This window comes from Enterobacter sp. D2 (assembly GCF_034427575.1).
Taxonomy (GTDB): Bacteria; Pseudomonadota; Gammaproteobacteria; order Enterobacterales; family Enterobacteriaceae; genus Enterobacter; species Enterobacter cloacae_M.
Genome location: NZ_JAXQPP010000001.1, coordinates 741,069 through 767,367 on the forward strand (window position 1 = coordinate 741,069; position 26,299 = coordinate 767,367).

Genomic DNA, 26,299 nt, shown 5'->3' on the forward strand with positions numbered 1-26,299 from the left:
GAGAAATAATAAAAGCAGTCGGTTTCATTCCTGTGAAAGGGAGCAGGACAGCGTTCAGGGGGAGAGGGAAAGAATGAAGGCTCTGGAGAGATCCTCCTGAGCCTTCAGGGCTGCATTAATAGCAGGGGCGTTTAGCGGTTTTCTTCAATATAGCGGGCCAGGTCCGCCGGGGTTTTTAGCACCGTCGCCACGTCAGTTGGCGGGATCGTGCAGCCGTAAACGTCCTGCACTTCCAGCACCATATCGACCGCCAGGATGGAGTCGAGAATGTCGGATTCAATCAGTTCATCGTGAAAGCCCACCTTACGGGATAACACTTTTTCGAACAGGGCGAGAATTTCTTGTTCCATAATTTTTCCTGGAGTCATTAATTTGTGCGGGCGTAAGCGTCCAGCAGCTTGCGGTCAATTTTGCCGTTAGGATTCAGCGGCAAAGCGTCTTGTACGATAATTTGTGAAGGCACCATATAGTGCGGTACCACCTTCGACAGCGATGTTTTGATAGTGTCCGGCGCCATATCCGTCACGCAGAACGCGGCAATGCGCAGCACGCTGCCGCAGGATTTCATCAGCGGCAGGACCACCGCTTCGTTGATGCCGGACATGGCCAGCAGGCGGTTCTCGATCTCGTTGATTTCGATACGGTAACCGTTCAGTTTGACCTGGCTGTCGTTGCGGCCCTGGCAGTAAATAAGCCCCGCTTCATAGCCCAGATCGCCGGTCCGGTAGCCGCGAAACGCTTCATCTTCCCGACGGAGTAATTTCGCCGCGTTCTCCTGCGGCAGGCCGAGATAGCCGCGCATGACGTTTTTACCCCAGATAATCAGCTCGCCGTCGGCGGAAATTTCCATTTTGCTCTCAGGCATCATGACCCCCACCGGCAGCACGGCGCTGTCGCTGTTCAGGATCGCATCCGTGATTTCAACCACGGTCGTCGCGATGGTCGCTTCCGTAGGGCCATAGGAGTTAATGATTTTGGCCTGCGGGAAACGGCGGCGGAGCTGTTTAACCAGCGCCTTATTTAACACTTCACCAATGAAGATAAAGACGCTCAGCGCTGGCAAATACTCGCTGTTGAACTGCGGGGAAAGCAGCTGCTGGTATGCAAAAGAGGGGGTCGAAACCCAGGCGGAGACCGCGCTGCTTTTCAGTCGTTCCAGCCAGTTCTCTTTCTGAATGTCCTCTTTGGCGTTCAGCACGATATGTCCGCCCATCGCCAGATTGGCCAGCAACGGTATCAGGGAGAGGTCAAAGCTGAATACCGCGTGGTTCATCAGGACCGGTTTTGCCGGCAGCGAAAAGTCCTGGCTGACCCATTTCATGAAGTGCCATACGCTTTCACGCCCAATCTGCACGCCTTTAGGTTTACCTGTGCTGCCTGAAGTAAACATGATGTAGGCCAGATCCTGCTCCTCCAGTACCTTGCCCGATTCCCCGGTGGCGATGAACTGCCGGGTCGCCACGTCGTAATAGTAAGGGGCGCTGGCCAGATGGCAGATCTCCCGAAGGCGCTCCTGCGGATAGATGCAGTCCACCGGGATGTACGGAATGTTGTGCAGCAGGCAGCTATAAATCGCCACCGCGAATTCGGCCTGCTGATGACCATATAACACTACCGGTGTGCCCGCGGTGGGCTGGCAGCGCTGATAGCGCTGCGCCCAGTCCGTCACGGCAGCGGAAAGCTGTAGCCAGCTTAAGGCTTCGTCGCTGCCGCTGATGGCCAGCTGCTGCGGGGAAGCGGGATCGCATAATGCCGCACGTAAGAAATCCTGCAGTTCCTGAAGATCGGAGTGATTTTTCATAGAGGTGACATTCCACTAAAGATGTAAAGGGATCCCGCGGCGCTTGCCAGCGTCAGAATTCGCCCTAAAAACGCAACAGCCGGATTCTGCAAGCCGCGATGTAACACCGGGCTGCGTTTGGCTGACCACAGCAGCATGTTGTGAGCGACGGAAATCGCGCCAAACAGCGCGCCGCTGATGACGTAATGGCGCTCCAGGCCATTCCATGCCCCCATGCAGAACAGGGTGCAAAAAATACCGATATTTTGCGCCAGCGTTTTGTTCTGACGGAAAAAATTAAACTTCATCAGGTTCATATAAACAGGCATAAAGACCACATCGCGCAGCCATTCAGACAGGCTGATGTGGAAGCGGCGCCAGAAATCCTGCGGGTTCTTTGCCAGAATCGGCATATTGAAGTTTGCCGGGATGTTGAGCCCAAACAGGCGGCCTGCGCCGATGGCCATATTGCTGTAGCCCGCAAAATCAAAGTACAGGTAGGCGCTATAGGCAATCGACATCACCACGCCCACGGTCAGCGTAAACGGCTTATGGCTCCATGGCTGCACGACAAGCGAATCAATCAGCATGGCAAACAGGAATTTCTGCACAATGCCGGTAATGATTTGCTCTAACGCCACTAAAAACTGTTCACGGTTAAGGGCAAATACGGGCTTGCTGACATCACTCATCCATGTCCGCCAGCGGTACATTGGGCCGGCCAGGATAATAAAGGGCATAAACAGATAGCAGAAATAGTGCAGGAAATTCTGCCCTTCTTTTTTACTGCGATAGAGCAGCACGTCCACCGCGCGGAACGTCATAAAAGAGAGACCGATCATGCCCCAGTGGTTATTTAAGTGTAATTTCACCAGCAGCAACGGCAATAATGTCAGAACGATTGCCTGCCACGTTTTTAACCATCCCTTCTCTTTTAGCGTGGCGAAAATATAAAAACTGATAAAAACGGCGACGGGGACAATATAATCACCCTGAAATATATAGCCCCATCCCAGCGCCGTCAGCACCGATAGCGCAGATAACCAGGTCAGACGATGGCGTAATACGCGATTGACCAGCGCAAACGCCAGCGCGGATGAAAATAAATAAACAAAAAACATCCCTGAGCTGTACATCATTCGACCTCAGAACTTTTGATATTCAAAATGCAGCTGCATACTCATGCTGTCATCGACAGAGGTCCACGCGACGATGGTAATCGCCAGCAGGAGATAAAGGAAAAAAAGACGGATCGCGATTTTCATTATTTAAAACTCTGTGCAATAAAGCGAATCATAGGAACCCAGGCCAGTTCGGAAGGGTGCAAACGATCCCAGTTCCAGCCATTTTGATAAGGCATGGCGTACATATCTAAATACGGGATCTGGTTCTTTTCCAGAATGGTTTTAATTTGCTTATCAACCGGACGGAAGGTATCGGTATTGTAAAGCGCCCAGGGGTTAACCGGGTCGACGATAGCAATCACCTGCACGTGACGTTCTTTCAACAGCTGGACGGTTTTACTGAACGCGGCGATTTGCGCAGGCACGACGGGCGTGTCATCCCACTGTTGCCGCGTACCGTCCTCCTCGTAAATCGTTTTGTCCATCCACAGCGTGGCCGCGCTCTGCTGGCGTTTTTTATTTAACTCGCGCGCATTCGCCAGCTCTTTATCCCAGTCGGGAGCAATGTGGGCGGCTGTCTGCGGCGGCCACGGCTGTACCGCCTGGGGCGTGACGTTGAGCAGCGCCAGCCAGTCGTTTTTTATCAGGGTACAGACGTTGGCAAACTGGAAGCTCAGTTCGTCCCACATCAGATCGGGGTGCCAGCCAAAGACGCGCATTTGGCCAAAGGTTAAATGGCTTATTTCTTTACTATCAATATGCTTTAAATAATTAACCAGCAGCGGGCGCGCCTGCGGATCCTTCATCAGCGGATTAAAAATAGAGCCGGGAAAATTATCGGCATAGATAGCCGGTGGCAGCCCTTTTGAGTAAAAGCTGTCAGGAGCCAGAAGCAAAACAACTTTACTGTTTGCGTTAAGGCTATTTTTAAAACGTGAGAACAGTAAAAATTGCGTTTCATCATCGACGAACGCATCGCCATACGCCACGACGGGTTTGTGCAATTGCTTATTAAAGTAATTATATACGGCGTAATGTTCATCTTCTGAGGTGGCAACCTCAGAGGCGCCAATGAAGAAAATAGCATTCCCTTCTAAGGCATGGGAAATAGTCGCAATTTTTTCCGCTTGTTCTTTAGGCGTGCCCGCCATTGATTTTATCAGCGGCTGGAAGGTGAGCGGCGGATTGAAGCTCGTCACCAGCGGGTGAACACCGAGGAACAAAATGGCCAGAGTCGCCATCAGGATATGTAAGCAAAGCGTATTTTTGATTTTCATCATCAACCCGTAACACTGCATGGCAGTAATGTCTAAAATCTGCGGGAATTCAGATTTATAACAATTACACACCAAATGACCTTCTATTTTTGAGGCATTCTATACCAGAGCGATTTAAAAGGATGAGCGTTGCTATGTTACGGTATGTACAAGGTCGAGGTGAGTGACGTGAGAGCAGCGTATGGGTGATTTTTGCGCAGTCAAACGCCGGTGGGTAAAAATAGAAAAATTCCTGCTTTACAAGGCGCTAATAGATGTTTATAGTGCGCCTCACTTTGGAAGCGTGGCCGAGCGGTTGAAGGCACCGGTCTTGAAAACCGGCGACCCGAAAGGGTTCTAGAGTTCGAATCTCTACGCTTCCGCCAAATTCGAAACCCTGTGATAGCAATATCGCAGGGTTTTTTCGTTTTACAGCGCAATCACCAGCTCCCCGGAATGGCTCCGCGAGCAGCACAGAGCCACCTGCTGGTTTGGCGCGCCTTTTTCCGCCTCCGACTGCACGCTATCCCGATGATCCACCTCGCCGTCAATCACCGGCGTCAGGCACGCCCCGCAGATCCCCATTTCGCATGAAAGCGGCACGTCCACGCCATTTTCCTGTAATACCTGAGCGATGGTCTTATCCGCGGGCACCGGCCAGCGCTCCCCGGTCGAGGCGAGTTTGACCGTAAAGATCTCGCCTGCGTCACCGCGTGCGGCAGGGGCCGCGGGCTGAAACGCCTCGCTGTGAAGATGGCCATCATCCCATCCCCTGGCCGTCGCCACGTCTCGCACTTTTTCCATAAACCCTGCCGGACCGCAGATCCAGGCGTGAAGCCCCGACTCAGCCACCGGAAGATGTTCTGCCAGCGCCGTGCGCGGGCTGGCGGTATGAATCTGGCACTCACCGAACCGGGAAAGTTCGCGCGTAAACGCCGCGCTTTCGCGGCGTTTGACGTAATAGTGCAGCGTAAACGGCGTTCCGGCCGCCTTCAGCTGCAGGGCCATTGCATACAGCGGCGTAATGCCAATGCCTGCCGCCAGCAGCAACACCCGCTCAGCCTGATGCAGCGGAAACAGATTGCGCGGAGCAGAAATCGCTAATTTCTGCCCGGGTCGCAGCGTCTCGTGAACGTAGCGCGATCCGCCTCGCGAGGCAGTTTCCCGCCCCACGCAGATAAGATAGCTCTCGTCTCCACATGCCCCGGTCAGGGAATACTGGCGCACCGCGCCGCAGGGCAGGTGCACATCAATGTGCGCGCCGGGCTGCCACGCCGGCAGCGCGTTACCGTCTTCAGCTACCAGCCTGACGGCGAGGCTTTTATCGCCCTCGCGCCACAGCCCGTCAACAATTACGCTCAGCATATCGGCCTCCGTCATACGAGGAAAAATTCGCCAAAGCCCATCTTCTTCAGTCCCCGACGGTAGGCAATTGAGCTTTTATCGGCGGGAATATGGGCTTCCAGCGTCAGGTCCAGCGGCAGACTTTCCGGACGCTGGGTTTCGACCATCAGGCGATCCTCTTCAAAAATGCGCAGGTTAAAGGCATGTACATCCTCCACCGGAATATGCAGGTCAAAGTTGCGCGCGATAGGGGCGAACATGCGGGTGACGCGCGATGACACCGGCGACGCGGCGTTCATGATAACCAGTCGCGATTCTCCCGGAAAATGAATCGTCAGGGTGGCGGTAAACGGCAGATGCATTTCAAAATGGCGCAGCCACTGAAACCCTTCTGGCGCCTGCACGGGTGAACTGGCGGGATAGTTGCTCACGGAGCTCCAGTAATCCGCGACGAAGCCAAACGGTGTCTCCTGCGGCTGATAGGCGGGAACCAGCTGATTACTGGGATCGGCAAAGGTATCGGTGTGGATCCAGGCAAAGTGCGCTACGTCCAGAAACCCCTCTACCTGACGACCGGCAAAGCCGTTCACCTCAAACGCCGGGCAGTTGATCTGCTGAAATCCGTCGTCATCCCAGTGCGGCATGGTGGGCAGCGGTACAGGATTGTCCGGGTCAAACGCCAGGCAGGTCCAGATCAGGCCGAAGCGCTCTTCCACGGCGTAGTTTATCAGGTTCAGCTTCGCCGGAACGGGCTGGTCGGGGCTGGACGGAATACGGTTGCAGCGCCCGTCCTCCCCAAAGCGGAGGCCGTGGTAGGGGCAGATAATCCCATGCTCATCGTGAAAGCCGAGCGTCAGCGGCACGCCGCGGTGCGGGCAGACGTCACGGGCGACCACGACCTGGTCGTTAATCCGGTAAATCACCAGCTGTTCATCCAGCAGGGTCGCCTTAACCGGTGCCGGGCCAACGTCGCAGGCGCGCGCGACCGGATGCCAGCATTTCGCCAGGCGGAGCCAGTCCTCTGGCTCAAACGTGCAGTGGGCGGGTGGAGTCGGTTCTCTTTTCATCGTTATCCCTCTTACGTTCAGCCTAACGGGCCGCCCTGAATGGTCTCGCACAGACCGTTGATGATGCGCTCGCCGGTCTCCTCTTTGAGCTCCTGATACCAGGCCTGCGTCAACGCCATGTCTTTCCCGTGGGTGACGTCGCAGCGCTTACGGGCCTTCAGGACCAGGTCGCGCACCCGGTCGCAGCGCAGCGCCTCGTACTGCCGCAGCGCCAGCGTGATGTTGTGGTTTTCTCGCAGGCATTCTCCCAGCACCACGGCGTCCTCCATCGCCGCACAGCCGCCCTGGCCGATATCCGGCGTGGTGCTGTGTCCGGCATCGCCGAGCAGCGCGACGTTGCCGCGCACCAGGCTGTCGAACGGCTCAATGTCGTGGATTTCAATGCGGTTGGTCGTTTCAGGATCCAGCGCCGCGATAAGCTTCTGCACCGGCGGCGCCCAGCCGCGGAAGTAGCCCGTAAGGTCGGCGCGCAGGGTGGTGCGATCCTCCGCCAGGCCCGCGGGCAGCGGCACGTCAAAAAAGAAGTAGAAGCGTCCGCCGGAGACGGGCATCAGCGACACGCGTTTGCCTTCGCCAACGAAGGTGGTCCACTGGTGCGCCGGGGCGATTTCTTCGTCAATCTTCACCAGCCCGTTCCAGTTCACGTACCCGGCGTAGCGGCGCTCCGGGGTATACCCCAGCACGTACGGGCGCACGGCGGAGTGGCTGCCGTCGGCGGCAATCAGAAAATCGCCGGATACCGTGGTGCCGTCGGTGAAGGTCACGTTCACGCCCGCGTCGTCTTCATGGACGCGTTCGACGCGCTTGCCGAACTGCACCCTGTCGCGCCCCCAGAAGTCCAGCATTTCGCGCTGAAGCTCGGCGCGCGAGACGGGGCAGGGACGCCCGCCGGTACGCTCAACCAGCGGGGCAAGGCTGAAGCGGGTCAGGGTGTCGCCGCGCCGGTAATCCTTGTAGGCCATAAAACGCATCGGACCGCCGTACGTCTCGATGATGTCGCCCATGCCGAGGTGCTGCATGCATTTCACGCCGTTCGGCCAGATGGAGATGGCCGCCCCGACGGGCCTGATCTCTTTGACGGCTTCAAACACGGTACAGTCGATACCCGCTTTCTTCAGCGCGACGGCGGCGCTCAGGCCGCCAATACCCGCACCAATCACGATTGCTCTCATGCTTCTCTCCTTTTGCAGGGTGTAATGACATTCAGCAATTTGCGTACCAGGCTGCAGAGTGGCGAAAACGGCGTTGTGAGGGGGACGTTTGCACTGCTAAGGTGCGCAAACGCGGTGAGCGTGCCTTTTTTTGAATCAAAAATTTCCAGTTGAGCTATACGGAATCGACTGTTTCACGCCCGCGCTCAGAGTGGCGTGGTTTGTGCAATACCCGAAGGAAGACAATAAAGGAGACGCTATGATCGCACTGCACGACTTCAATCATCTTCCTCACGAAAAGGCGTTAGCGCTAATTCATCCCTGCGTGGCGCTCCCCGAGTGGGCCGATGCGCTGGCTCTGAGGCGACCCTACGCCAGCCGGGACGAATTGTTCAGTACGGCAAACGCGCTGACGCAAAACTGGGATGAAGCGGCGCTGGCGCAGGCCCTGAACGCCCATCCGCGCATCGGGGAAAAACCCGCTGGTTCACAGGCGGAGGCGGCGCTGTCGCGCCAGGAGCAGGGCGAGGTGAACGATCGCGATGCTGACCTTGCCCGGGCGCTGCGTGAGGGAAATGCCCGCTACGAGGCCCGCTTCGGACGCGTCTTTCTGATCCGCGCGAAGGGCCGCAGCGGCGAGGAGATTTTACAGGCGCTGCACGCGCGGCTGGAGAACAGCGACGCCCAGGAAGTCCGTGCCGCGCTGGAACAGCTGCGGGAAATTACGCTGCTACGGCTGGAAGGAGTCATTAGCGAATGAGCACACTCAGCACCCATATTCTGGATATCTCGACGGGCAAACCCGCAGAGGGCGTGACGGTTCATCTCGAACGGGAGGGCGAAATCATGGCGACGGGCGTGACCAACGCCCAGGGGCGCATCGCCGCGTTCGTTCCCTCTCTGCCTGCAGGCCGCTATCGGCTGGTGGCGGAGATCGGCGCGTGGTTTAGCGAAACCGGTCGCGACACGATCTGGCACTGCGCGCAAATTGATTTTGTGACTGGAGAAACGGCAGACGAACATTTCCACCTGCCGTTTGTGATTGCGCCCGGCGGGTGGTCAACCTACCGGGGCAGTTGACCACACCCGCTCGCCGTTGACCCAGGTCTCGCTGATGTTGCGCTCGTCGCCGAGGGTCATCAGCACAAAAAGCTGCTCGTAGATATCCTGGCAGCGGCGATTGCGCAGGCGCTGCAGCGGCGTCACGTCGGGGTCGATCACCACGAAATCCGCCTCTTTCCCGGGCGCGAAGTTGCCAATCTTATCTTCGAGCCTGAGAGCGTGCGCGCCGCCCAGCGTGGCGTGATAAAACGCCTCGCTGGCGCGAAGGCGGTAGCTCTGGAGCTGGCCCACCTTGTAGGCCTCACCCAGGGTGCGCAGCATGCTGAAGGTGGTGCCCGCGCCGACGTCGGTGCCGATGCCCATCCGCACCCTGTGCTGCCAGCAGGCGGGCAGGCGAAACAGCCCGCTGCCGAGAAACAGGTTAGAGGTGGGGCAAAACGCCACCGCCGAACCGGTGTCGTGCAGGCACTGCCACTCGCTGTGGTGAAGGTGAATCGCGTGGGCAAACATGCTGCGCTCGCCGGTCAGCCCGTAGTGGTGATATACGTCCAGATAGCGCTCGTGCTCCGGCCAGAGGTCGCTCACCCAGGCCACTTCGTTGGGGTTTTCGCTCAGGTGGGTCTGCATCCAGGTATCCGGGAACTCCTCTCTGAGCAGGCTGACCGCGGCGAGCAGCTCGGGGGATGAGGTCGGCGCAAAGCGCGGGGTAATGGCGTAGCCCAGCCGTCCCCGGTGGTGCCAGCGCTGGATCAGCGCCCGCGTCTGCCGGTAGCTCTGCTTCGCGTCTTCGCTCAGGTAGTCCGGCGTGTGTCTGTCCATCATCACCTTTCCGGCGATAAGGCGCATGTTCAGGCGCAGGGCTTCGGTAAACAGCGCCTCGACCGATTCCGGATGCAGCGTGCAAAACACCAGCGCGGTGGTGGTGCCGTTGCTCACCAGCTGCTGAATGAAAAATTCGGCGATCTCTTTCGCGTAGGCTTCATCGGAAAACTGGCTCTCCACCGGGAAGGTGTAGGTGGTCAGCCACTCCAGCAGCTGTTCGCCAAAGGCGCCGATCATCTCCGTTTGCGGATAATGGACGTGGGTGTCGACAAAACCGGGCAGCAGCAGCCTGCCGCGCAGGTCGGTGTAGCCCTTGTGGGGGTCAAGATACTGCTCACCCTCCTGCCACGGCATGTGCGCCAGAATTTTCCCGCTCTGTATAAACAGCAGCCCGTCCTCAAGGTAGCGCGCGTGTTGGGCAATCGCGTCTGCGCTGTCGCAGACCTGGGCAATATCAAAAAATGCGCCGCGGATCGCTGTCTGGTAATCCATCATGGTTCCTGCCTTAGTGTTTGCGTAGCGGGGTGATAAGGCGCAGCAAGAACGGTGCCAGAATGAACGGGCCGCAGATACGCTGCGGCCGGAGGAGGGGGTTACTCTTTTTGCGTTGCCACGCGGGAGCTGAACGACGTCGCGCCCGCCGTCTCGCGCTCTTCCCGCGCCAGCCAGCGGTAGGTGACGCCGCCGAGGAAGACCCCGATAAACCAGCTGAAGTTTGCCACCTCATGCAGGGCCGGGATAAAGCTGATCACCAGGCCCACGGCCACGGACGGGATCAGCGCGCCAATGGCTTTCGGGTTAAAGCCGTTGCGGTACCAGTATTTGCCCTTTGGCGTGTCGTCGAACAGATCGTCAACCGACACCTTGCCGCGCTTAATCAGGTAGAAGTCGGCAATCAGAATGCCGAACAGCGGGCCGATAAACGCCCCGAGCACGTCGAGGGTGTAGTGGATAAGCTCCGGCGAGTTGAACAGGTTCCACGGGGTGAGCAGGATCGAGCCGACGGCGGCAATCATGCCCCCGGTGCGGAAGCTGATTTTCTGCGGCGAGCAGTTAGAGAAATCAAACGCCGGGGAGACGAAGTTCGCGACGATGTTGATCCCGATGGTAGCGGTGATCATCGTCAGCAGGCCAATCGCCACGGCCAGATCGTTGCCCACGCGGCTGACGGTTTCGATCGGGTCGGTGATCATGCGGCCAAACAGCGACTGGGTGCCGGAGACAATGACTACGGTGACGATGGAGAACAGCAGGAAGTTAAACGGCAGGCCCCAGCGGTTGCCGCGGCGGATCTCGCCCATGCTTTTGCCGTAGCGGGAGAAGTCGCCGAAGTTGAGCAGCGGGCCGGAGAAGTAAGACACCACCAGTGCGGTCGCGGTGATCATCTGCCAGGTCTGCTCGCCCGCGCTCAGGGATTTGCTGGCGAGGGTGAAGGAAATGCCGTCAAAACCGGTCTTGTATACAATCCAGCCTGCGAGGGCCAGCATCACCACGTAGACCGCCGGACCGGCGATATCAATAAAGCGCTTGATGGCGTTCATGCCGTGCCAGAAGACCATCGCCTGCAGGACCCACATAATGGCAAAGCAGATCCAGCCCAGATGCGACAGGCCAAGGAACGCGCCGGTGGTGAGCGAAGAGAGCGACGGCCAGAACTTCAGCGCCACCAGCATCAGAGCGTTGGCGGCCAGATAGGTCTGAATGCCGTACCACGCGAAGGCAATCAGCCCGCGGATCACCGCCGGAATATTGGCCCCGAAGACGCCAAACGCCTGACGGCTGATCACCGCATAGGGCACGCCCGCCATCTGGCTCGGTTTGGCCACCAGGTTGGCGCACAGCTGCACGATGCAAATCCCCACCAGCAGGCAAAGCAGCACCTGCCAGCTTGCCAGCCCGAGCGTAAAGAAGCTCGCGGCGACAACATAACCCCCCATGCTGTGAACGTCCGACATCCAGAACGAAAAGATGTTGTACCAGCTCCAGTTCTGGTCACGCGTCGGTGCCAGATCCTCATTGCAAAGACGTGGGCTGTAAACCGCACCGGAATCAGCGGCCGTACCTTGCTGCGCGTTTTGACTGTTTGGCATGAAACCTGCTCCTGTGAATGAAAACCCGTTAAGCGGGAGTGCAGACGGTGTTGCAGGATCCAGGCCAAAATAATAAATCTTGTATGCAATATTTTATTTTTATGTATACGATTCGATAACGAAGAGTAAAAGACGGAGTGGTGAATGAACAACATAAATGCCCTGCAGACCGCGCCAGACCTGCATGACAAAGATGAATCGATCTTTCAGGCGCTGATGACCGCGATTGTCGAACATCAGCTGCTGCCGGGGAGCAAACTGCCGGAAGAGGCGCTGGCCGAGGTGTTTGGCGTAAGCCGCACGGGCATCCGCAAGGTGCTTCAACGACTCGCCGCTGTGCAAATGGTCACCTTAACGCCCAAGCGTGGTGCACACGTTGCCAGCCCGACGGTGGAAGAGGCGCAGCACATCTTCCGCACCCGCGCCCTGCTGGAGGTCGCTAACCTGCCGGACGTGCTGGCCCGCTGCCAGCCGCCGCACCTTGCCGCCCTGGAAGCCATTATTCGCCAGGAGCAGCAGGCGCACGAGGCGTACGACGGCCCGGCGGCAATTCGCCACTCCGCCAATTTCCACATTCAGCTGCAGGCCATCTCCGGCAACCAGGTGCTGACGGAGATGGTGACCGGCCTGAGCCAGCGCTCGTCATTGGTGATTGCCACATGGGGCGCGCCGTGGCGCCAGGGGTGCCGCTGCAACGATCACGAAAAGCTTGTGGATCTGCTGCGCCAGAAGGCGCTCCAGCCGTTCAGCGATGCCTTAATGCACCATTTTGAACATATCGTCGCCAGCCTCTGCTTCGAGCGGGCGGGCGAGTGTCTGCCTGATTTTGCCCGGCTGTTTGCCGGCCACAAGGAGTCGTAATGTCCTCTGTCTGTATACAAGTGATCAACCCCAACACCAGCCTCGCGATGACGGAAACCATCGGCGCGGCGGCCCGCGCGGTGGCGGCGCCGGGAACGGAGATCCTCGCGGTCTGCCCGAGCGCGGGCGTGCCGTCTATAGAAGGCCACTTTGATGAGGCCATCGCCGCCGTGGGGGTTCTCGAACAGGTTAAGCTCGGCAGAGAGCAGGGCGTGGACGGTCACGTCATCGCCTGCTTTGGCGATCCGGGCCTGCTGGCGGCGCGCGAGCTGGCGCAGGGGCCGGTTATAGGCATTGCGGAAGCCGCCATGCATATGGCGACGCTGGTGGCGACGCGCTTTTCGGTGGTCACCACGCTGCCGCGCACGTTGATTATTGCCCGCCATCTGCTGCACCAGTATGGCTTTCACGATCGCTGCGCGGCGCTGCACGCTATCGATCTCCCGGTGCTGGCGCTGGAAGACGGCAGCGGTCTGGCGCAGGAAAAAGTGCGTGCGCGCTGTATACAGGCGCTGAAAGAGGACGGCTGCGGCGCCATCGTGCTGGGCTGCGGCGGCATGGCTCAGCTGGCGCAGGAGCTGACGCGCGAGCTGAGCGTGCCGGTCATCGACGGCGTCAGCGCGGCGGTGAAGATGGTGGAGTCGCTTGTGGCGCTGGGGCTGTCGACCAGCAAGCACGGGGATCTGGCCTTCCCGGAGAAAAAAGCGTTAAGCGGACAGTTTCAGGCACTGAATCCATTTTAATTTTTGGGGGTGGCAATGGGGCTTTTTGAACAGAATTACCCGCGGGATCTGCGCGGCTACGCGGGCAACCCGCCGCACGCGCGGTGGCCGAATCAGGCGCGCATCGCCGTGCAGTTTGTGCTCAATTATGAGGAAGGGGCGGAGAACCACGTTCTGCACGGCGATGCCGGATCCGAGCAGTTCCTGTCGGACATTATCGGCGCGGCCAGCTACCCGGATAAACACATGTCGATGGACTCCCTCTACGAATACGGCAGCCGCGCCGGATTCTGGCGGATCCACGGTGAATTTCAAAAGCGCGGCCTGCCGCTGACGGTCTTCGGCGTGGCGATGGCGCTGGCGCGTCATCCTGAGATCGTCGAGGCAATCAAGGCAGCGGATTACGACGTGGTGAGCCACGGCTGGCGCTGGATCCACTACCAGAGCATGGATATCAGCCAGGAGCGCGAACACCTTCACAAGGCGGTGCACGTGTTGACCGACCTTTTCGGCAAGCCGCCGACGGGCTGGTACACCGGGCGCGACAGCCCCAACACCCGCCAGCTGGTGGTGGAGCACGGCGGCTTCGACTATGACAGCGACTACTACGGCGACGATCTGCCCTTCTGGACGGAAGTGGCCTGCGGCGACGGCTCCCGTAAACCGCACCTGATCGTGCCCTATACGCTGGATGCGAACGACATGCGCTTCGCCACCGCGCAGGGGTTTAACACCGCCGAGCAGTTCTATACCTACCTGAAGGACAGTTTTGACGTGCTGTACGAAGAAGGGGAAAGCGCGCCGAAGATGATGTCCATCGGCATGCACTGCCGCCTGCTGGGGCGGCCGGGGCGTTTTCGCGCGCTGCAGCGTTTCCTGGATTACGTGCAGCAGCACGAGCGGGTGTGGGTCTGTACCCGCCAGCAGATTGCCGACCACTGGCGGGATGTGCATCCGTTTCAGAAATAACTGAGCCGTGTTTAGCCGGGTGGCGGCTGCGCCTTACCCGGCCTACAGGACCCACAGGGCATACGGGACATCGCAGGCCCGGTAAGCGCAGCGCCACCGGGCGGGTTTTTCAGCGTTACACCATCAAACTCACCTGCGCCGCCACGATCCGCCACCCGTAGGCAAACCGCACCCACGTCTGCTGCTGGCGGCCAATGCGATCCGTGCCCTCGCGGGTAAACTCGGTGCTGCACACGGCATAATCCTCCCCGAAGGTGGTAATCACGGTGTGACGCAGCGTCCGCTGCAGCCCGGCGGCGGGGCGCGCCGCGCGAAAGGCGCGGATTTCATCAATCCCATACAGGTTTTCACCCGCCCCCAGACGCACCGTGTTTTTGTCGTGCCAGAACAGCTCGTCCAGCACCGCAACGTTGTTGCTCACCAGCGCGTCTTCATAGCGGTAAAACGCGGCGGTCACCTCGGCAACCACCCACGGCAGGTTAATGTCATCGTGATTCATCATGCGGCCACCTCCGCCGGACGCGCGTCGGCGATCCCACTCTCTTCCAGCACGCGCGCGACGCGCAGGCAGGCCTGCTCGTTAAACGGCGCGGCAATCAGCTGCAGGCCAATCGGCGCACCCTGGGCGGTGCGCAGCGGAACGGTGGTCACGGGCAGGCCCAGAAATGAAATCGGTTGGGTCAGCATCCCCATGCTGGCGCGAATGGGGAGCGGCTGACCGTTAATCTCCATGGTCTGCTCACCCGCGAGCGTGGCGCTGCGCGGCGTTGCCGGAGCGATCAGCACATCGGCCTGCACGAACAGGGTTTTAAAAGCCTGCCGGGCGTGCGCGCGAAACCGCTGGGCCTGAATGTACCAGGCGGAGGGGATCATTGCGCCTGCCAGCAGGCGTTCCCGGGAGTGCGGCTCAAACCGATCGGGCTCGCGGCGAAGCGCAGGCAGGTACTGATTTCCCCCTTCGGAGGCGCTGATGATAAACGCCGCGGAACGCGCCAGTTCGGCATCAGGGAACTGCAGCTCATCCTGCACGTCGAGCGCCTTCGCCACCCGCGCCACGGCGTCTCTGGCATCCGCGTCGCACCAGGTGGTGAAGTAGCCGCCGAGCACCGCGCAGCGCAGGCCGTCGAGCCCGCGGTCGAGCAGGGGGCGCGTCTGCTCGCGCGAGCTCTCTGCCTGAAAAGCGTCGCTGCTGTCCCGGCCCTGTAGCGCATCGTATACGGACGCCAGATCGCACACGCGGCGGGCAAAGGGGCCGATATGATCGAGGCTCGCGACAAACGGATGGCTGCCGGATCGTGACAGGCGGCCAAACGTGGGCTTCAGGCCGTAGATGCCGCACAGGGAGGCCGGAACGCGAATCGAGCCGTTGGTGTCGGTGCCGAGCGAAAAATGCACCAGCCCGGCGGCCACGGCGGCGGCCGAGCCGCCGGACGAGCCGCCCGCAATGCGCGCCAGATCGTGCGGGTTACGCGTCGTGCCGTAGTGGCTGTTTTCGGTCGTGAAGCCGTAGGCGTAGGCGTCCATGTTCACCATCCCGGTCAGCAGCCCGCCCGCGCTGCGCAGCTGGCGCACCGCGAAGCTGTCAGCGGCCGCGGCGGGGCGCTGGCTGAACAGCTCTGCCCCGGCAAGGGTGGTGTGGCCGGCAACGTCGAACAGGTTTTTTACCGCGTAGGGTACGCCCGCCAGCGGCGGCAGGGGGCGCTTTTCGCGGCGCAGGGTATCGATGCTCTCGGCCTCGGCGAGCATGCGTGCTTCCGTCACGGCGGTCCAGGCGCCGATCTGCGGGTTAACGCGCGCAATCGCCTCCAGCGTCTGGCGGGCAATCTCGCGAGCGCTCAGCTCGCCCGCGCCCAGCGCATGCTGGATCGCGCTGATACTCATCTCGTGTAGCCTCATGCTTTGTACACTCCAGCGATCTCCAGACGGTCGTCGAGCGGCAGCGCCATCAGCGGGGCGGCCATGCTTGCAATGCGGCTGAACTGCACCTGCAGCTCGGCGCGGCGGGCATCGTCCAGCGTCACGCCGAGCACGGACTCCATTTGCGCCAGATACGCCTGCCAGTCGGGTTGTTGTGTCGTCATTGTTTTCTCCTCAGAATCCGGCGGCCGCGCCGTTGCTGCGCGGGTCAAATGCCCCTTCGAACAGCCCGTTGGGGTGGCGGACAATCGCGCCCGCGTGGCCCATCGCTTCGCTGAAGTCAGGGAAGATTTCCACCTCGTGTCCGAGCGCCTGAAGCCGTGAGACCGTCTCAGCGGTAAAGCGTCCTTCCAGCTTTAACGTGTCCGAGGTTTGTCCCCAGGTGCGCCCCAGCAGCCAGCGCGGGCGGGAAATGCTCTCCTGCAGTGGCACGCCCTGAATCGCGTAGCGGGTAAAGAGCGCGGCCTGGGTTTGCGGCTGGCCGTCGCCGCCCATCGATCCGTAGACCATCACGCGCCCGTCCTTAAGACGCGCCGCCGCCGGGTTCAGGGTATGGAAGGGCTGCTTGCCCGGCGCGAGGGCCAGAAGACTATCGGGATCGAGGCTGAACGATGCCCCCCGGTTCTGCCAGACGATGCCGGTGTCGGGCAGCACCACGCCGCTGCCGAACTCGTGATAGATACTCTGGATAAACGACACGGCAAGCCCGCTGCTGTCCATCACTCCCATCCACACCGTATCGCCGGGGCCTTTTCCGGTGCCCCACGGCGCGGCGCGGCCGTCGTCAACCCTGTCGGCAAGCGCCTGCAGGGCGGCGGGATCCAGCAGACCCTGAATATCGGTTTTCAGCTCGCGCGGGTCGGTGATGTGGGCATCGCGCAGGCCAAAGGCCAGCTTGGTGGCTTCAACGATGCAGTGAATGGTGTCGGCGTCGTCGGCCTCCGCCATATTCAGGCGGTCGGTGATGCCGAGTATCGCCAGCGAGACCAGCCCCTGCGTCGGCGGGGCGTGGTTAAAGATCTCCCCCTGCTGATGCTGCAGCCTCAGCGGCGCGGTGCGCCGGGCGACGTGCGTGCGCAAATCGGCCAGCGTCACGGGCAGGCCCAGCGTCTCCATGCCGTGCGCCAGCACGTCCGCCAGCGGGCCGCGATAAAAGCTGTCCAGACCGTCCTCCGCCAGGCGCGTCAACGTCGTGGCCATGGCGGGCTGGTAAAAGCGGCTCCCGACCTCTGGCGGCTTGCCGTCCACCAGCCAGGTTTCCGCGAAGCCGGGGATGTCCTTCAGCTCGTCGAATTTGCTGGCCGTGGCATGGGCCTGCGAGGCCGTGACCGGCGTGCCGTTCTGCGCATAGTCAATGGCGTCGGCCAGCAGGCGGGACAGCGGCAGCGCCTTGCCGGTCAACTCGCGCGAGACCTTCAGCGCCTCGTCCCAGCCGCTCACCGTGCCGGCGACGGTCAGCGCCGCGCGGGGGCCGCGGTGGGGAATATGCGCCAGCCCGTCGTAGGCGGCGAGCGTTGCGCGCGATCCCGCCGCGCCGCTGGCATCAATGGCGACAGGTTCGCCTTCCGGCGGCACGATAAGCCAGAAGCCATCGCCGCCCAGCCCGTTCATGTGCGGGTAAACCACGGCAACGGTGGCCGCCGCGGCGACCATCGCCTCTATCGCGCTGCCGCCTTCGCGCAGTACCGCCAGCGCGCTCTGGCTGGCAAGATGGTGGGGCGCAACGGCCATGCCGTGCGTGGAGACATTACTTTGCATAAAGCGTCCTCGTAACCCTGAAAGTCACAAGGTGCTGCAAAAGCTGTTCCAGTTCTGAAAGAAAAGTTTCAGTAAACTGGCACGTATAATGAATACGCATAATAAAAGGTACAATGTGATGAAACAAAAGTTACAGAGGCGCTATGGAACAACTGGATGAACGACTGAAAGCACAATACGCGTCACTGTCGCCGCAGGAGCAGCGGGTGGCGGACTTTATTTTCGACCATTTTGACGACCTGATTAGCTACAACAGTGCCGAGCTGGCGCAGCTGAGCGGGGTGTCGAAAGCCACGGTCAGCCGTCTGTTTAAGCGTCTGGGCTATGAGAAATATAAGGACATGCGCGACGAGCTGCGCACCCTGCGCCAGAGCGGGATGCCGCTCACCGATAACCGCGACGCGGTGCAGGGCAATACGCTGCTGGCGCGCCACTATAAGCAGGAGATGGCGAACCTGACCCAGTGGGTCAATGCCCTCGACGCGCAGCAGTTTGCCGACGCCATGGCCTGCATGGTGAAGGCGCGGCGCATCGTCATTATCGGCATGCGTAACGCCTATCCGGCGGCGCTGCACCTGCGCCAGCAGCTGCTGCAGGCGCGCGGTCAGGTGCTGGTTCTGCCGCAGCCGGGGCAGAGCCTGGGCGAGGAGCTGGTGGATTTAACGCCGGACGATCTGGTGGTCATGATGGCCTTTCGCCGCCGCCCGCGCATCATCCGCCCGCTGATGCAGCAGCTTCAGAGCAGCGGTATTCCGGTGCTGCTGATGTGCGAGCCGCAGGCGCACAGCCTGTTTCCGCTGGCGAGCTGGCAGCTCTGCGCCCCGCTGGACAGCGTCTCGGCCTATGACAGCTACTCCTCGGTCAACAGCCTGATCAACCTGCTGGCAAACGCCTTCCTGCATGAGATTCTCGATAAAGGCCGTCCGCGCATTCACGAGATTGCCTCCCTCTACCAGCAGCTGGACGAACTCGAACAGCGATAATGGGGCATCAGGGTGGTGCTTTGCATTAAAATGGTGCATGTGGCGGGTCGGGAAAACGCTCGTTTTTTCGACCCTTCCCCGTTTTATCAGGCTTTACAAGAATATTTCCCGCTTCGCCCTATCTGGCACATTAGTTGCAAAATCACATTCAAAGAATCTTTTGTTTCATGTTAACGTTACGGGGAAGCACCATGAAAAAATTGTTGATTGCACTGGCCGGGGCCGCATGTCTCTTCACACAGCTGCCGGCAAAGGCTGACCAGCTTCAGGATATCGAGAAGCGCGGCACCATCCGCATTGCCGTTCCGCAGGACTTCCCGCCGTTTGGCTCGGTGGGGACCGACCTGCAGCCGCAGGGCTATGACATCGACATGGCGCGCTATCTGGCCAAACAGATGAAGCTCAAGCTGCAGCTGGTGCCGGTGACCAGCGCCAACCGCGTGCCGTATCTGCAAACCGATAAGGTGGATCTGGTCATTTCAAGCCTCGGTAAAAACCCGGAGCGCGAGAAGGTGATCGACTTTAGCCGCGCCTACGCGCCGTTCTTCCTCGGCGTGTTTGGTCCGAAAGGCGCCGAGCTGAAAGATGCCGCCGCGCTGAGCGGAAAAACCATCGGCGTGACGCGCGGGGCGGTGGAGGACATGGTGCTGACCGGCCTGGCGCCGAAAGACGCGGACGTGAAGCGCTACGAGGATAACAACACCACGCTCTCCGCCTACCTCTCCGGACAGGTGCAGTACGTGGCAACTGGCAACCTCGTGGTGGCGGCCATTTCGCGCCAGAACGCGGATAAAGCCCCGGTGCCGAGCTTTATGCTGAAAGATTCGCCGTGCTTTATTGGCCTGAAGAAAAACGAACCGGCCCTGAAGGCAAAGGTGGATGCGCTGATTGAGCAGGGCATCAAGGACGGCACGCTGAACGGCCTGTCCGAGCAATGGCTGAAGGCCCCGCTGCCGGCAAACCTTGGCGCCTGAGCCGATGACTGAGCAACTTCATTTCTCCGCGCTCTGGCCGCACTGGCCGGAGCTGCTGGCGGGGCTGTGGGTCACCGTTCAGCTGACGGTGATGGCCACCGTAGGCGGGCTGGCGATAGGGATTTTCGGGGCGGCGATCCGCAGCGGACGCAAAACCTGGTTCAGCCGGATCTGGGGCGGCTACGTGGAAATTATCCGCAACACGCCGTTTGTGGTGCAGCTGTTTTTCATCGTCTTCGGCCTGCCGAATCTCGGGCTGAAGATGACGGCCGGGGAAGCGGCGCTGCTGGCCATGGTGGTGAACCTGGGCGCCTACAGCACAGAGATTATCCGCGCGGGCATTCAGGTCACGCCGAAAGGGCAGTGGGAGGCCGGACGCGTGCTGGGGCTGACCCGCCTGCAGACCTTTATCCGCGTGGTGCTGCCGCCCGCGCTGCAGCGCATTTACCCGGCGCTGGTGAGCCAGTGCATCATCGTGATGCTCGGCTCGTCGGTGGTGTCGCAGGTCTCGTATGAAGAGCTGACCTTCGCCGCCAACCTGATCCAGTCCAGAACGTTTCTGAGCTTTGAGGTTTATCTGGTGACAACCGGGATTTACTTAGCGCTGTCGATTACCCTGCGCCAGCTGATGATGGCGGCGGGACGCAAATGGCTGGGGGTGCAGGCATGATGACCACCTTTACCGACTGGGACATTATTCGCAACCTGCTACTGGCCGGACGCTGGACGGTGCTGCTGTCGCTGGTGGCGTTTGTCGGCGGGGCGGCGGTGACGCTGCCGCTCCTGCTGCTGCGCCTCACGGGCGGGCGCACTGTCAGGCGCATCATCCGCGGCTATATTGAGCTGTTTCAGGGCACGCCGCTGCTGATGCAGCTGTTCCTGGCCTTCTTCGGCGTGGCGCTGTTCGGCATCGACGTTTCGCCTTGGACCGCCGCCTCGCTGGCGCTCACCTTCTACACCAGCGCGTTTCTGCTCGATATCTGGAACGGCAGCATTCGCGCCCTGCCGAAAGGGCAGTGGGAAGCGTCGCGCTGTCTGGGGCTGACCTTCGGCCAGACCCTGTTTCGCGTTGTCGCCCCGCAGGCGCTGCGCATCGGCATCGCCCCGACGGTCGGCTTTGCCGTTCAGGTGATCAAAGGCACCGCGCTGGCGTCGATCATCGGCTTTATTGAGCTGACCAAGGCCGGGACCATGCTGACCAACGTGACGTATCAGCCGTTTAAGGTCTTTGCGCTGGTGGCGCTCGGCTACTTTATTCTGTGTTATCCGCTGTCGCGCTACAGCCGCTATCTGGAGACGAAATTCAATGCCTCTCATCACCATTAATCAGGTGCAGAAGTACTACGGCGATAACCACGTGCTCAAGGGCGTCGATCTGGATATCGACATGGGCCAGGTGATCTCCATTATCGGGCGCAGCGGATCGGGCAAAAGCACGCTGCTGCGCTGCATCAACGGCCTGGAAGGCTATCAGGACGGCAGCATCAAGCTGGGCGGCATGACCATTACCGACCGGGATTCTCAGGCGCGCGAAATCAGCCGCTCGGTCGGGATGGTGTTTCAGAGCTTCAACCTGTTCCCACACATGACGGCGCTGGAAAACGTGATGCTCGCCCCGCGTCGGGTGCTGAAGAAAAGCGCCGCCGAATGCCGCGAGCTGGCGCAGCGCATGCTGGAGAAAGTGGGCTTAGGCGATCGTCTGGATTACTACCCGTCGAGCCTCTCCGGCGGCCAGCAGCAGCGCGTGGCGATTGCCCGCGCGCTGGCGATGTCGCCTAAAGTTTTACTCTGCGACGAGATCACCTCCGCGCTCGACCCGGAGCTGGTGGGCGAAGTGCTCAAGGTGCTGGAGCAGCTGGCGGCCGAGGGGATGACGCTCATACTGGTTACCCATGAAATGAATTTTGCCCGCGAAGTGGGCGACCGCGTGGTGTTTATGCACCAGGGGAAAGTCTGGGAGCAGGGCGACAGCAAAACGCTGTTCGCCAACCCGCAGACCACGGAACTGAAGCAGTTCATCTCCTCCGTGCGCGGCCTCAACTGATAAGGACTGACAAATGGATATCGCACGCTTTCCGCAAATCAACCCGCCCCAGCGCCTGCTGATGGGGCCGGGCCCGATCAACGCCGACCCGCGCGTGCTGCGCGCCATGTCGAGCCAGCTGATCGGCCAGTACGATCCTGCCATGACCCACTACATGAACGAGGTGATGGCGCTCTATCGCGGGGTGTTCCGCACCGAGAACCGCTGGACGATGCTGGTGGACGGCACCTCCCGCGCGGGAATTGAAGCCATTCTGGTCTCCGCCATCCGCCCGGGAGATAAGGTGCTGGTGCCGGTCTTTGGCCGCTTTGGTCATCTGCTGTGCGAAATTGCCCGCCGCTGCCGCGCGGAGGTGCATACCATCGAGGTGCCGTGGGGCGAGGTGTTTACCCCGGACCAGGTCGAGGATGCGATTAAGCGTATTCGTCCGCGCCTGCTGCTGACCGTGCAGGGCGATACCTCCACCACCATGCTGCAGCCGCTCGCGGAGCTGGGTGCGATCTGCCGCCGCTACGACGTGCTGTTTTACACGGACGCCACCGCGTCGCTCGGCGGTAACGCGCTGGAGACCGACGCCTGGGGGCTGGATGCCGTCTCGGCCGGGATGCAGAAGTGCCTCGGCGGCCCGTCGGGCACCTCGCCGATCACCCTGAGCGCGCGCATGGAGGAGGCGATCCGCCGCCGCAAATGCGTTGAGGAAGGCATACGCACCGACGCCCACCGCGACGGCGACGAGGAGATGATCTACTCCAACTACTTCGATCTCGGCATGGTAATGGACTACTGGGGGCCGGAACGTCTTAACCACCACACCGAAGCCACCACCGCGCTGTTTGGCGCCCGCGAGTGCGCGCGTCTTATCCTGCAGGAAGGGCTGGATAACGGCATCGCTCGCCACAGGCTGCACGGCGATGCGCTCCTGAAGGGCATTCAGGCGATGGGGCTGGAGACCTTCGGCGACCTGAAGCACAAGATGAACAACGTGCTGGGCGTGGTTATCCCGCAGGGCGTCAACGGCGACCAGGTGCGTAAGCTGATGCTGGAGGATTTCGGGATTGAAATCGGCACCTCGTTTGGCCCGCTGCACGGCAAAGTGTGGCGCATCGGCACCATGGGCTACAACGCGCGCAAAGACTGCGTGATGACCACCCTGAGCGCGCTGGAGTCGGTGCTGAACTACCTGAAATTCTCCACCACGCAGGGGGCCGCCATGCAGGCCGCGTGGGACCACTATCACCGCGAGACGCCGCAATGAGCCCGGCGGCAGAACGGGTGATGGCCCGCGCCGACGCGCTGGCCGCCATCAGCGAAACCCCGGATGCGCTGACGAGGGTCTATCTCTCCACCCAGCATCTGCAGGCCAACCAGCTGGTGGGGCAGTGGATGAGCCAGGCGGGAATGACCGTCTGGCAGGACAGCGTGGGCAACATCTGTGGACGCTATGAGGGCGCGCAGGAAGGGACGCAGGCGGTGCTGCTCGGCTCGCATCTCGATACCGTGCGCAATGCCGGGCGCTACGACGGCATGCTTGGGGTGCTCACCGCCATTGAGGTGGTGGACAGCCTGCACCAGCAGGGTGTGCATCTGGCGCAGGCCATCGAGATTGTCGGCTTTTGCGACGAAGAGGGGACCCGCTTCGGCATTACGCTGTTAGGCAGCCGGGGCATTACCGGCACCTGGCCGCAGGGCTGGCTGGAGAAAGCCGACGCCAGCGGAATCAGCGTGGCGCAGGCTATGACCCTGGTGGGGCTCGATCCTGCCCGCGTGCTGCATGCCGCGCGCCGTCAGGAGGATTTCAGCGCCTATCTGGAGCTGCATATTGAGCAGGGGCCATGCCTTGAGCAGGAGGCGCTCGCCCTTGGCGTGGTGGAAGCCATTAACGGCGCGCGCCGTCTGAACTGCCGCTTTACCGGCGAGGCCGGGCACGCGGGAACCGTACCGATGCTCCACCGCAGGGACGCGCTGGCCGCCGCCGCCGAGTGGATGGTTATCATTGAAAACGCTACCCGACAGCAGGGCGGCAACCTGGTAGCGACGGTTGGCGAGCTGCGCTGTCTGCCGGGGGCGGTGAACGTAATCCCCGGCGAGGTTCAGCTCTCGCTGGATATTCGCGGTCCGCAGGATGCGCCGCTTGATCGGTTGCTTAACGACCTGCTGGAACATGCCCAGGCGATCGCATCGCGCCGCGGTCTGGACTTCAGCGCCGAGGAGTTTTACCGCATTGCCGCCACGCCGTGCGATATCCACCTGCAAAAGGTGCTGGGGGAGGCCGTCACATCGGTACAGGGGCGCTCGCTATCGCTGCCCAGCGGTGCGGGCCACGATGCGATTGCCATCGCGGAACGCTGGCCGGTCGGCATGCTGTTTGTGCGCTGCAAAGGGGGCGTCAGCCACCATCCGGCGGAATCGGTGATGGCTGAAGATGTCGCCCTGGCGATTGAGGTGTTTTCGCGAGCGGTGATCCAGCTGGCGGACCGCGTTACTCCAGCCCCAGCGTATATTGCGCGATCTTAAAGTAGATAATCAGCCCGGTGCCGTCGATAAGCGTCGCGATAAACGGCGCGGAGACGACCGCCGGGTCAATGCCGCAGCGCTTGAGCACCATCGGGATCACGGACGACACAATCGCACTCCAGAGCGTAATGCACACCAGCGTCAGGCTGACGATAAGCGTAATTTCCAGCCCAATCCCCATCATCCAGGCGCGAATGCACCCGGCGACACCGAGCGTGGCGGCAATCATCAGCGAGGTGGTCATCTCTTTACGCAGCACGCGGCCAACGTCGCGCAGGCGGACTTCCCCCAGCGCCATGGCGCGCACCAGGGTGGAGGTGATCTGCGTCCCGCTGTTGCCGCCCGTGCCGATCAGCAGCGGAATAAAGAACGCCAGCGCGATGGCGGACTCCAGCGCCTCTTCAAAATGCTGGATCACCGAGCTGGTGTAGGCCTCCGCGACAAACAGCAGCAGCAGCCAGACGGAACGTTTCTTCCACAGGCTATACGGGCTGGTGTCCAGATAGGGCTTCTCCAGCGGCAGCGTCGCCCCCTGAAGCTGGGCGTCTTCGGTGACGTCATCTTCCAGCAGATGGGCGATTTCGCGCTCGGTCAGGCAGCCGACGAGCTTGCCGTGGGTGACCACGGGCACCACATCCGCGCCGCCGTGTGCCAGCAGTCCGGCAACGTCGGCACGTTCATCCTCCGGTTTGACCTGCAAAAACTGCGAAATCATCAGCGATTTCACCGGCTGTACCGTATCGGCGGTTTGCAGCAATTTACGCACGGCAATCATGCCCGCCAGGCGGCCATTGTCTTCAATAAAAATATGAGACGGAATATCGTCGTCTTTTAATTTTTCGAAGAATTGCTCGCGCGCCAGCGCCACGCATAATGAAATATCGAGGACAATAAAATCGGTATTCATATATTGCGCAATGGCGCTGTCATTGAATGCCAGATTCTGGTTGTGAATAGCGTAAGACATAGTGAATTCCCTTTGAATAATAACATCTCTCAGGGGCGAGCAAGACAGGGCATGTCGAAGAGGAGATCCCCACGTCCTGGGTTCAGCACTGTACACCGTATCCCGCGAGGGAAGTTATACTGACAAAGCCTTGATTCGACAGTGCCTGTTTTACCCTGTGTCGGTTCTCTCGAACCTACCAGAGCGATAACGTGTATTTGTACAGGAGCCTCGCCATAACGAGATCGTTGTAAAACGAGAGGAATAATACGCTTATTTAAATTTACCGCTCAGAAAATTAAATAATGTTTAAGAACGGTTTAGACGATTTTTATTAATAAAATGTTGAGGGTTTATTTAGGTTAATTCATTTCTAATGGAGGATTAAATAATCAACGAAGGAGAGGGTAATGGCGTGGTTTGATAATCTGCTGAATCATTTTGCGCTGTATCCGGCACATCTTTTCGCGCTGTTATTTGTGATGGCGCTGAGTAAATCGACGGTGCTGATCTCCTCCGTGCTGCCGCCCGCCTCGGTGATGCTGCTGGCGGGCATTACCGTTAGCCAGACGAGCATGCATTCTGCACTGGCGTGGCTGGCCATAGTTTTGGGGGCAACGGCGGGTTCGGTGCTGAACTACCATATCGGCCAGCTGATGGGGCACACCCGGCTGGTCACGCGTTTCACCTCAAAGCATGCCGATAAGTTCTTGCGGGTACAGCATCAGTTGCAAAAGAACGGTGTCATCGTGCTGTTTACGTCGCGTTTTCTGGCGGTGTTGCGCTACATCGTGCCGCTGGCGGCGGGCATGCTCAGGCTGAATGCAGTCAAGGTCTACGCCGTCAGCCTGCTTTCCGCCTGCGCATGGGCGGCGCTGTATGTCGGCATTATCACCGGCATCAGCGCCTTTTGAG

At 60.3% G+C, this 26,299-nt stretch carries 26 protein-coding genes, 1 tRNA gene, 1 pseudogene and 1 riboswitch; of the genes and pseudogenes, 14 read left to right on the forward strand and 14 right to left on the reverse strand.

Annotated elements, in window-relative coordinates:
- Positions 1-131: 131 nt before the first annotated feature.
- From SPG90_RS03440 to SPG90_RS03455, 4 genes are all read right to left on the reverse strand, one after another.
- Complete coding sequence (locus SPG90_RS03440) at positions 132-350, reverse strand: acyl carrier protein (RefSeq protein WP_021240839.1); 219 nt, start codon at positions 348-350, stop codon at positions 132-134.
- 17 nt (positions 351-367) lie between these two features.
- Positions 368-1,801, reverse strand: a complete 1,434-nt coding sequence (locus tag SPG90_RS03445; RefSeq protein ID WP_059445846.1) for an AMP-binding protein — start codon at positions 1,799-1,801, stop codon at positions 368-370.
- Positions 1,798-2,916, reverse strand: coding sequence for an MBOAT family O-acyltransferase (locus SPG90_RS03450; protein ID WP_322408154.1), 1,119 nt, complete (start codon positions 2,914-2,916; stop codon positions 1,798-1,800). Before SPG90_RS03450 ends, SPG90_RS03445 begins: the two co-directional genes overlap by 4 nt.
- A gap of 128 nt (positions 2,917-3,044) precedes the next feature.
- Entirely contained in the window at positions 3,045-4,181 is a 1,137-nt protein-coding gene (locus SPG90_RS03455) for a D-alanyl-lipoteichoic acid biosynthesis protein DltD (protein WP_213751331.1), read from the reverse strand.
- Between the two features lie 277 nt (positions 4,182-4,458).
- On the opposite strand from SPG90_RS03455, the gene SPG90_RS03460 reads away from it, so the two are divergent.
- Positions 4,459-4,546, forward strand: a tRNA-Ser gene (locus SPG90_RS03460).
- 43 nt (positions 4,547-4,589) lie between these two features.
- Here SPG90_RS03460 and SPG90_RS03465 read toward each other — a convergent pair.
- Genes SPG90_RS03465 through hpxO form a run of 3 tightly spaced genes read right to left on the reverse strand, consistent with a single transcriptional unit; the run spans position 4,590 to position 7,743 of the window.
- A complete protein-coding gene (locus SPG90_RS03465; RefSeq protein WP_322407930.1) occupies positions 4,590-5,525 on the reverse strand; it encodes a PDR/VanB family oxidoreductase in 936 nt (311 codons plus the stop codon).
- An 11-nt stretch (positions 5,526-5,536) separates the two neighbouring features.
- The gene (gene hpxD / locus SPG90_RS03470) at positions 5,537-6,571 is read right to left on the reverse strand and encodes a molybdenum cofactor-independent xanthine hydroxylase subunit HpxD (protein WP_047174517.1); all 1,035 of its coding nucleotides are present in this window, start codon (positions 6,569-6,571) and stop codon (positions 5,537-5,539) included.
- A gap of 17 nt (positions 6,572-6,588) precedes the next feature.
- Positions 6,589-7,743, reverse strand: coding sequence for an FAD-dependent urate hydroxylase HpxO (gene hpxO, locus SPG90_RS03475; protein ID WP_248182598.1), 1,155 nt, complete (start codon positions 7,741-7,743; stop codon positions 6,589-6,591).
- Between the two features lie 238 nt (positions 7,744-7,981).
- Between hpxO and uraD the strand changes: the two genes are divergently transcribed.
- Positions 7,982-8,482 carry a 2-oxo-4-hydroxy-4-carboxy-5-ureidoimidazoline decarboxylase gene (gene uraD / locus SPG90_RS03480; protein WP_223603878.1) on the forward strand — a complete coding sequence of 167 codons (501 nt, stop codon included), beginning with the start codon at positions 7,982-7,984 and terminating at the stop codon, positions 8,480-8,482.
- Entirely contained in the window at positions 8,479-8,802 is a 324-nt protein-coding gene (gene uraH / locus SPG90_RS03485; RefSeq protein ID WP_322407931.1) for a hydroxyisourate hydrolase, read from the forward strand. The genes uraD and uraH overlap by 4 nt, the downstream gene beginning before the upstream one ends.
- Here uraH and guaD read toward each other — a convergent pair.
- Both guaD and SPG90_RS03495 read right to left on the reverse strand, forming a co-directional pair.
- Positions 8,782-10,101, reverse strand: coding sequence for a guanine deaminase (gene guaD / locus SPG90_RS03490; RefSeq protein ID WP_248161268.1), 1,320 nt, complete (start codon positions 10,099-10,101; stop codon positions 8,782-8,784). The two genes, uraH and guaD, sit on opposite strands and share 21 nt — an antisense overlap.
- Positions 10,102-10,199: 98 nt before the next feature.
- Positions 10,200-11,696 (reverse strand): NCS1 family nucleobase:cation symporter-1, encoded by a 1,497-nt coding sequence (locus tag SPG90_RS03495; protein ID WP_045401732.1) that lies wholly within the window; start codon positions 11,694-11,696, stop codon positions 10,200-10,202.
- 144 nt (positions 11,697-11,840) lie between these two features.
- On the opposite strand from SPG90_RS03495, the gene SPG90_RS03500 reads away from it, so the two are divergent.
- From SPG90_RS03500 to puuE, 3 genes and pseudogenes are all read left to right on the forward strand, one after another.
- Positions 11,841-12,557: a GntR family transcriptional regulator gene (locus tag SPG90_RS03500; protein ID WP_248161255.1), complete on the forward strand. Its 717-nt coding sequence runs from the start codon at positions 11,841-11,843 to the stop codon at positions 12,555-12,557.
- Positions 12,557-13,431 (forward strand): annotated as a pseudogene (gene hpxA / locus SPG90_RS03505) (allantoin racemase). Before SPG90_RS03500 ends, hpxA begins: the two are co-directional and overlap by 1 nt.
- The gene (puuE, locus tag SPG90_RS03510) at positions 13,349-14,248 is read left to right on the forward strand and encodes an allantoinase PuuE (RefSeq protein WP_240337784.1); all 900 of its coding nucleotides are present in this window, start codon (positions 13,349-13,351) and stop codon (positions 14,246-14,248) included. The pseudogene hpxA and the gene puuE overlap by 83 nt, the downstream one beginning before the upstream one ends.
- Positions 14,249-14,363: 115 nt before the next feature.
- Here the strand turns inward: puuE and hpxZ are convergent, their stop codons facing one another.
- The 4 genes from hpxZ to hpxW are packed head-to-tail and all read right to left on the reverse strand — an operon-like array spanning position 14,364 to position 17,923.
- Positions 14,364-14,750, reverse strand: a complete 387-nt coding sequence (gene hpxZ, locus SPG90_RS03515) for an oxalurate catabolism protein HpxZ (protein ID WP_045401744.1) — start codon at positions 14,748-14,750, stop codon at positions 14,364-14,366.
- Complete coding sequence (locus SPG90_RS03520) at positions 14,747-16,144, reverse strand: AtzE family amidohydrolase (protein WP_322407932.1); 1,398 nt, start codon at positions 16,142-16,144, stop codon at positions 14,747-14,749. The genes hpxZ and SPG90_RS03520 overlap by 4 nt, the downstream gene beginning before the upstream one ends.
- Positions 16,141-16,329 (reverse strand): oxalurate catabolism protein HpxX, encoded by a 189-nt coding sequence (hpxX, locus tag SPG90_RS03525; RefSeq protein ID WP_047174808.1) that lies wholly within the window; start codon positions 16,327-16,329, stop codon positions 16,141-16,143. The genes SPG90_RS03520 and hpxX overlap by 4 nt, the downstream gene beginning before the upstream one ends.
- A 10-nt stretch (positions 16,330-16,339) precedes the next feature.
- The gene (hpxW, locus tag SPG90_RS03530; RefSeq protein ID WP_322407933.1) at positions 16,340-17,923 is read right to left on the reverse strand and encodes an oxamate amidohydrolase; all 1,584 of its coding nucleotides are present in this window, start codon (positions 17,921-17,923) and stop codon (positions 16,340-16,342) included.
- A 143-nt stretch (positions 17,924-18,066) separates the two neighbouring features.
- Between hpxW and hpxU the strand changes: the two genes are divergently transcribed.
- The 7 genes from hpxU to hpxK all read left to right on the forward strand — a co-directional run bounded on the left by hpxU (position 18,067) and on the right by hpxK (position 24,438).
- Positions 18,067-18,906: a MurR/RpiR family transcriptional regulator HpxU gene (gene hpxU / locus SPG90_RS03535; RefSeq protein WP_059445856.1), complete on the forward strand. Its 840-nt coding sequence runs from the start codon at positions 18,067-18,069 to the stop codon at positions 18,904-18,906.
- 191 nt (positions 18,907-19,097) lie between these two features.
- The gene (locus SPG90_RS03540) at positions 19,098-19,880 is read left to right on the forward strand and encodes a transporter substrate-binding domain-containing protein (RefSeq protein ID WP_023311064.1); all 783 of its coding nucleotides are present in this window, start codon (positions 19,098-19,100) and stop codon (positions 19,878-19,880) included.
- A 4-nt stretch (positions 19,881-19,884) separates the two neighbouring features.
- The gene (locus tag SPG90_RS03545) at positions 19,885-20,550 is read left to right on the forward strand and encodes an amino acid ABC transporter permease (RefSeq protein ID WP_023311065.1); all 666 of its coding nucleotides are present in this window, start codon (positions 19,885-19,887) and stop codon (positions 20,548-20,550) included.
- On the forward strand, positions 20,550-21,206 hold the full coding sequence (locus SPG90_RS03550; RefSeq protein ID WP_064791110.1) for an amino acid ABC transporter permease: 657 nt from the start codon (positions 20,550-20,552) through the stop codon (positions 21,204-21,206). Before SPG90_RS03545 ends, SPG90_RS03550 begins: the two co-directional genes overlap by 1 nt.
- Positions 21,187-21,924 (forward strand): amino acid ABC transporter ATP-binding protein, encoded by a 738-nt coding sequence (locus SPG90_RS03555; RefSeq protein ID WP_008499843.1) that lies wholly within the window; start codon positions 21,187-21,189, stop codon positions 21,922-21,924. Before SPG90_RS03550 ends, SPG90_RS03555 begins: the two co-directional genes overlap by 20 nt.
- Positions 21,925-21,937: 13 nt before the next feature.
- Positions 21,938-23,179 (forward strand): pyridoxal-phosphate-dependent aminotransferase family protein, encoded by a 1,242-nt coding sequence (locus SPG90_RS03560; protein ID WP_248161251.1) that lies wholly within the window; start codon positions 21,938-21,940, stop codon positions 23,177-23,179.
- Positions 23,176-24,438 carry an allantoate amidohydrolase gene (gene hpxK / locus SPG90_RS03565; RefSeq protein ID WP_322407934.1) on the forward strand — a complete coding sequence of 421 codons (1,263 nt, stop codon included), beginning with the start codon at positions 23,176-23,178 and terminating at the stop codon, positions 24,436-24,438. Before SPG90_RS03560 ends, hpxK begins: the two co-directional genes overlap by 4 nt.
- Here the strand turns inward: hpxK and SPG90_RS03570 are convergent.
- A complete protein-coding gene (locus SPG90_RS03570; protein ID WP_023311069.1) occupies positions 24,404-25,405 on the reverse strand; it encodes a magnesium transporter in 1,002 nt (333 codons plus the stop codon). The genes hpxK and SPG90_RS03570 overlap by 35 nt on opposite strands.
- Before the next feature lie 60 nt (positions 25,406-25,465).
- Positions 25,466-25,635: riboswitch (M-box (ykoK) riboswitch) on the reverse strand.
- Between the two features lie 159 nt (positions 25,636-25,794).
- Here SPG90_RS03570 and SPG90_RS03575 point away from each other — a divergent pair.
- Positions 25,795-26,298, forward strand: a complete 504-nt coding sequence (locus tag SPG90_RS03575; RefSeq protein WP_045401766.1) for a DedA family protein — start codon at positions 25,795-25,797, stop codon at positions 26,296-26,298.
- The last annotated feature ends 1 nt before the right edge of the window (position 26,299 follow it).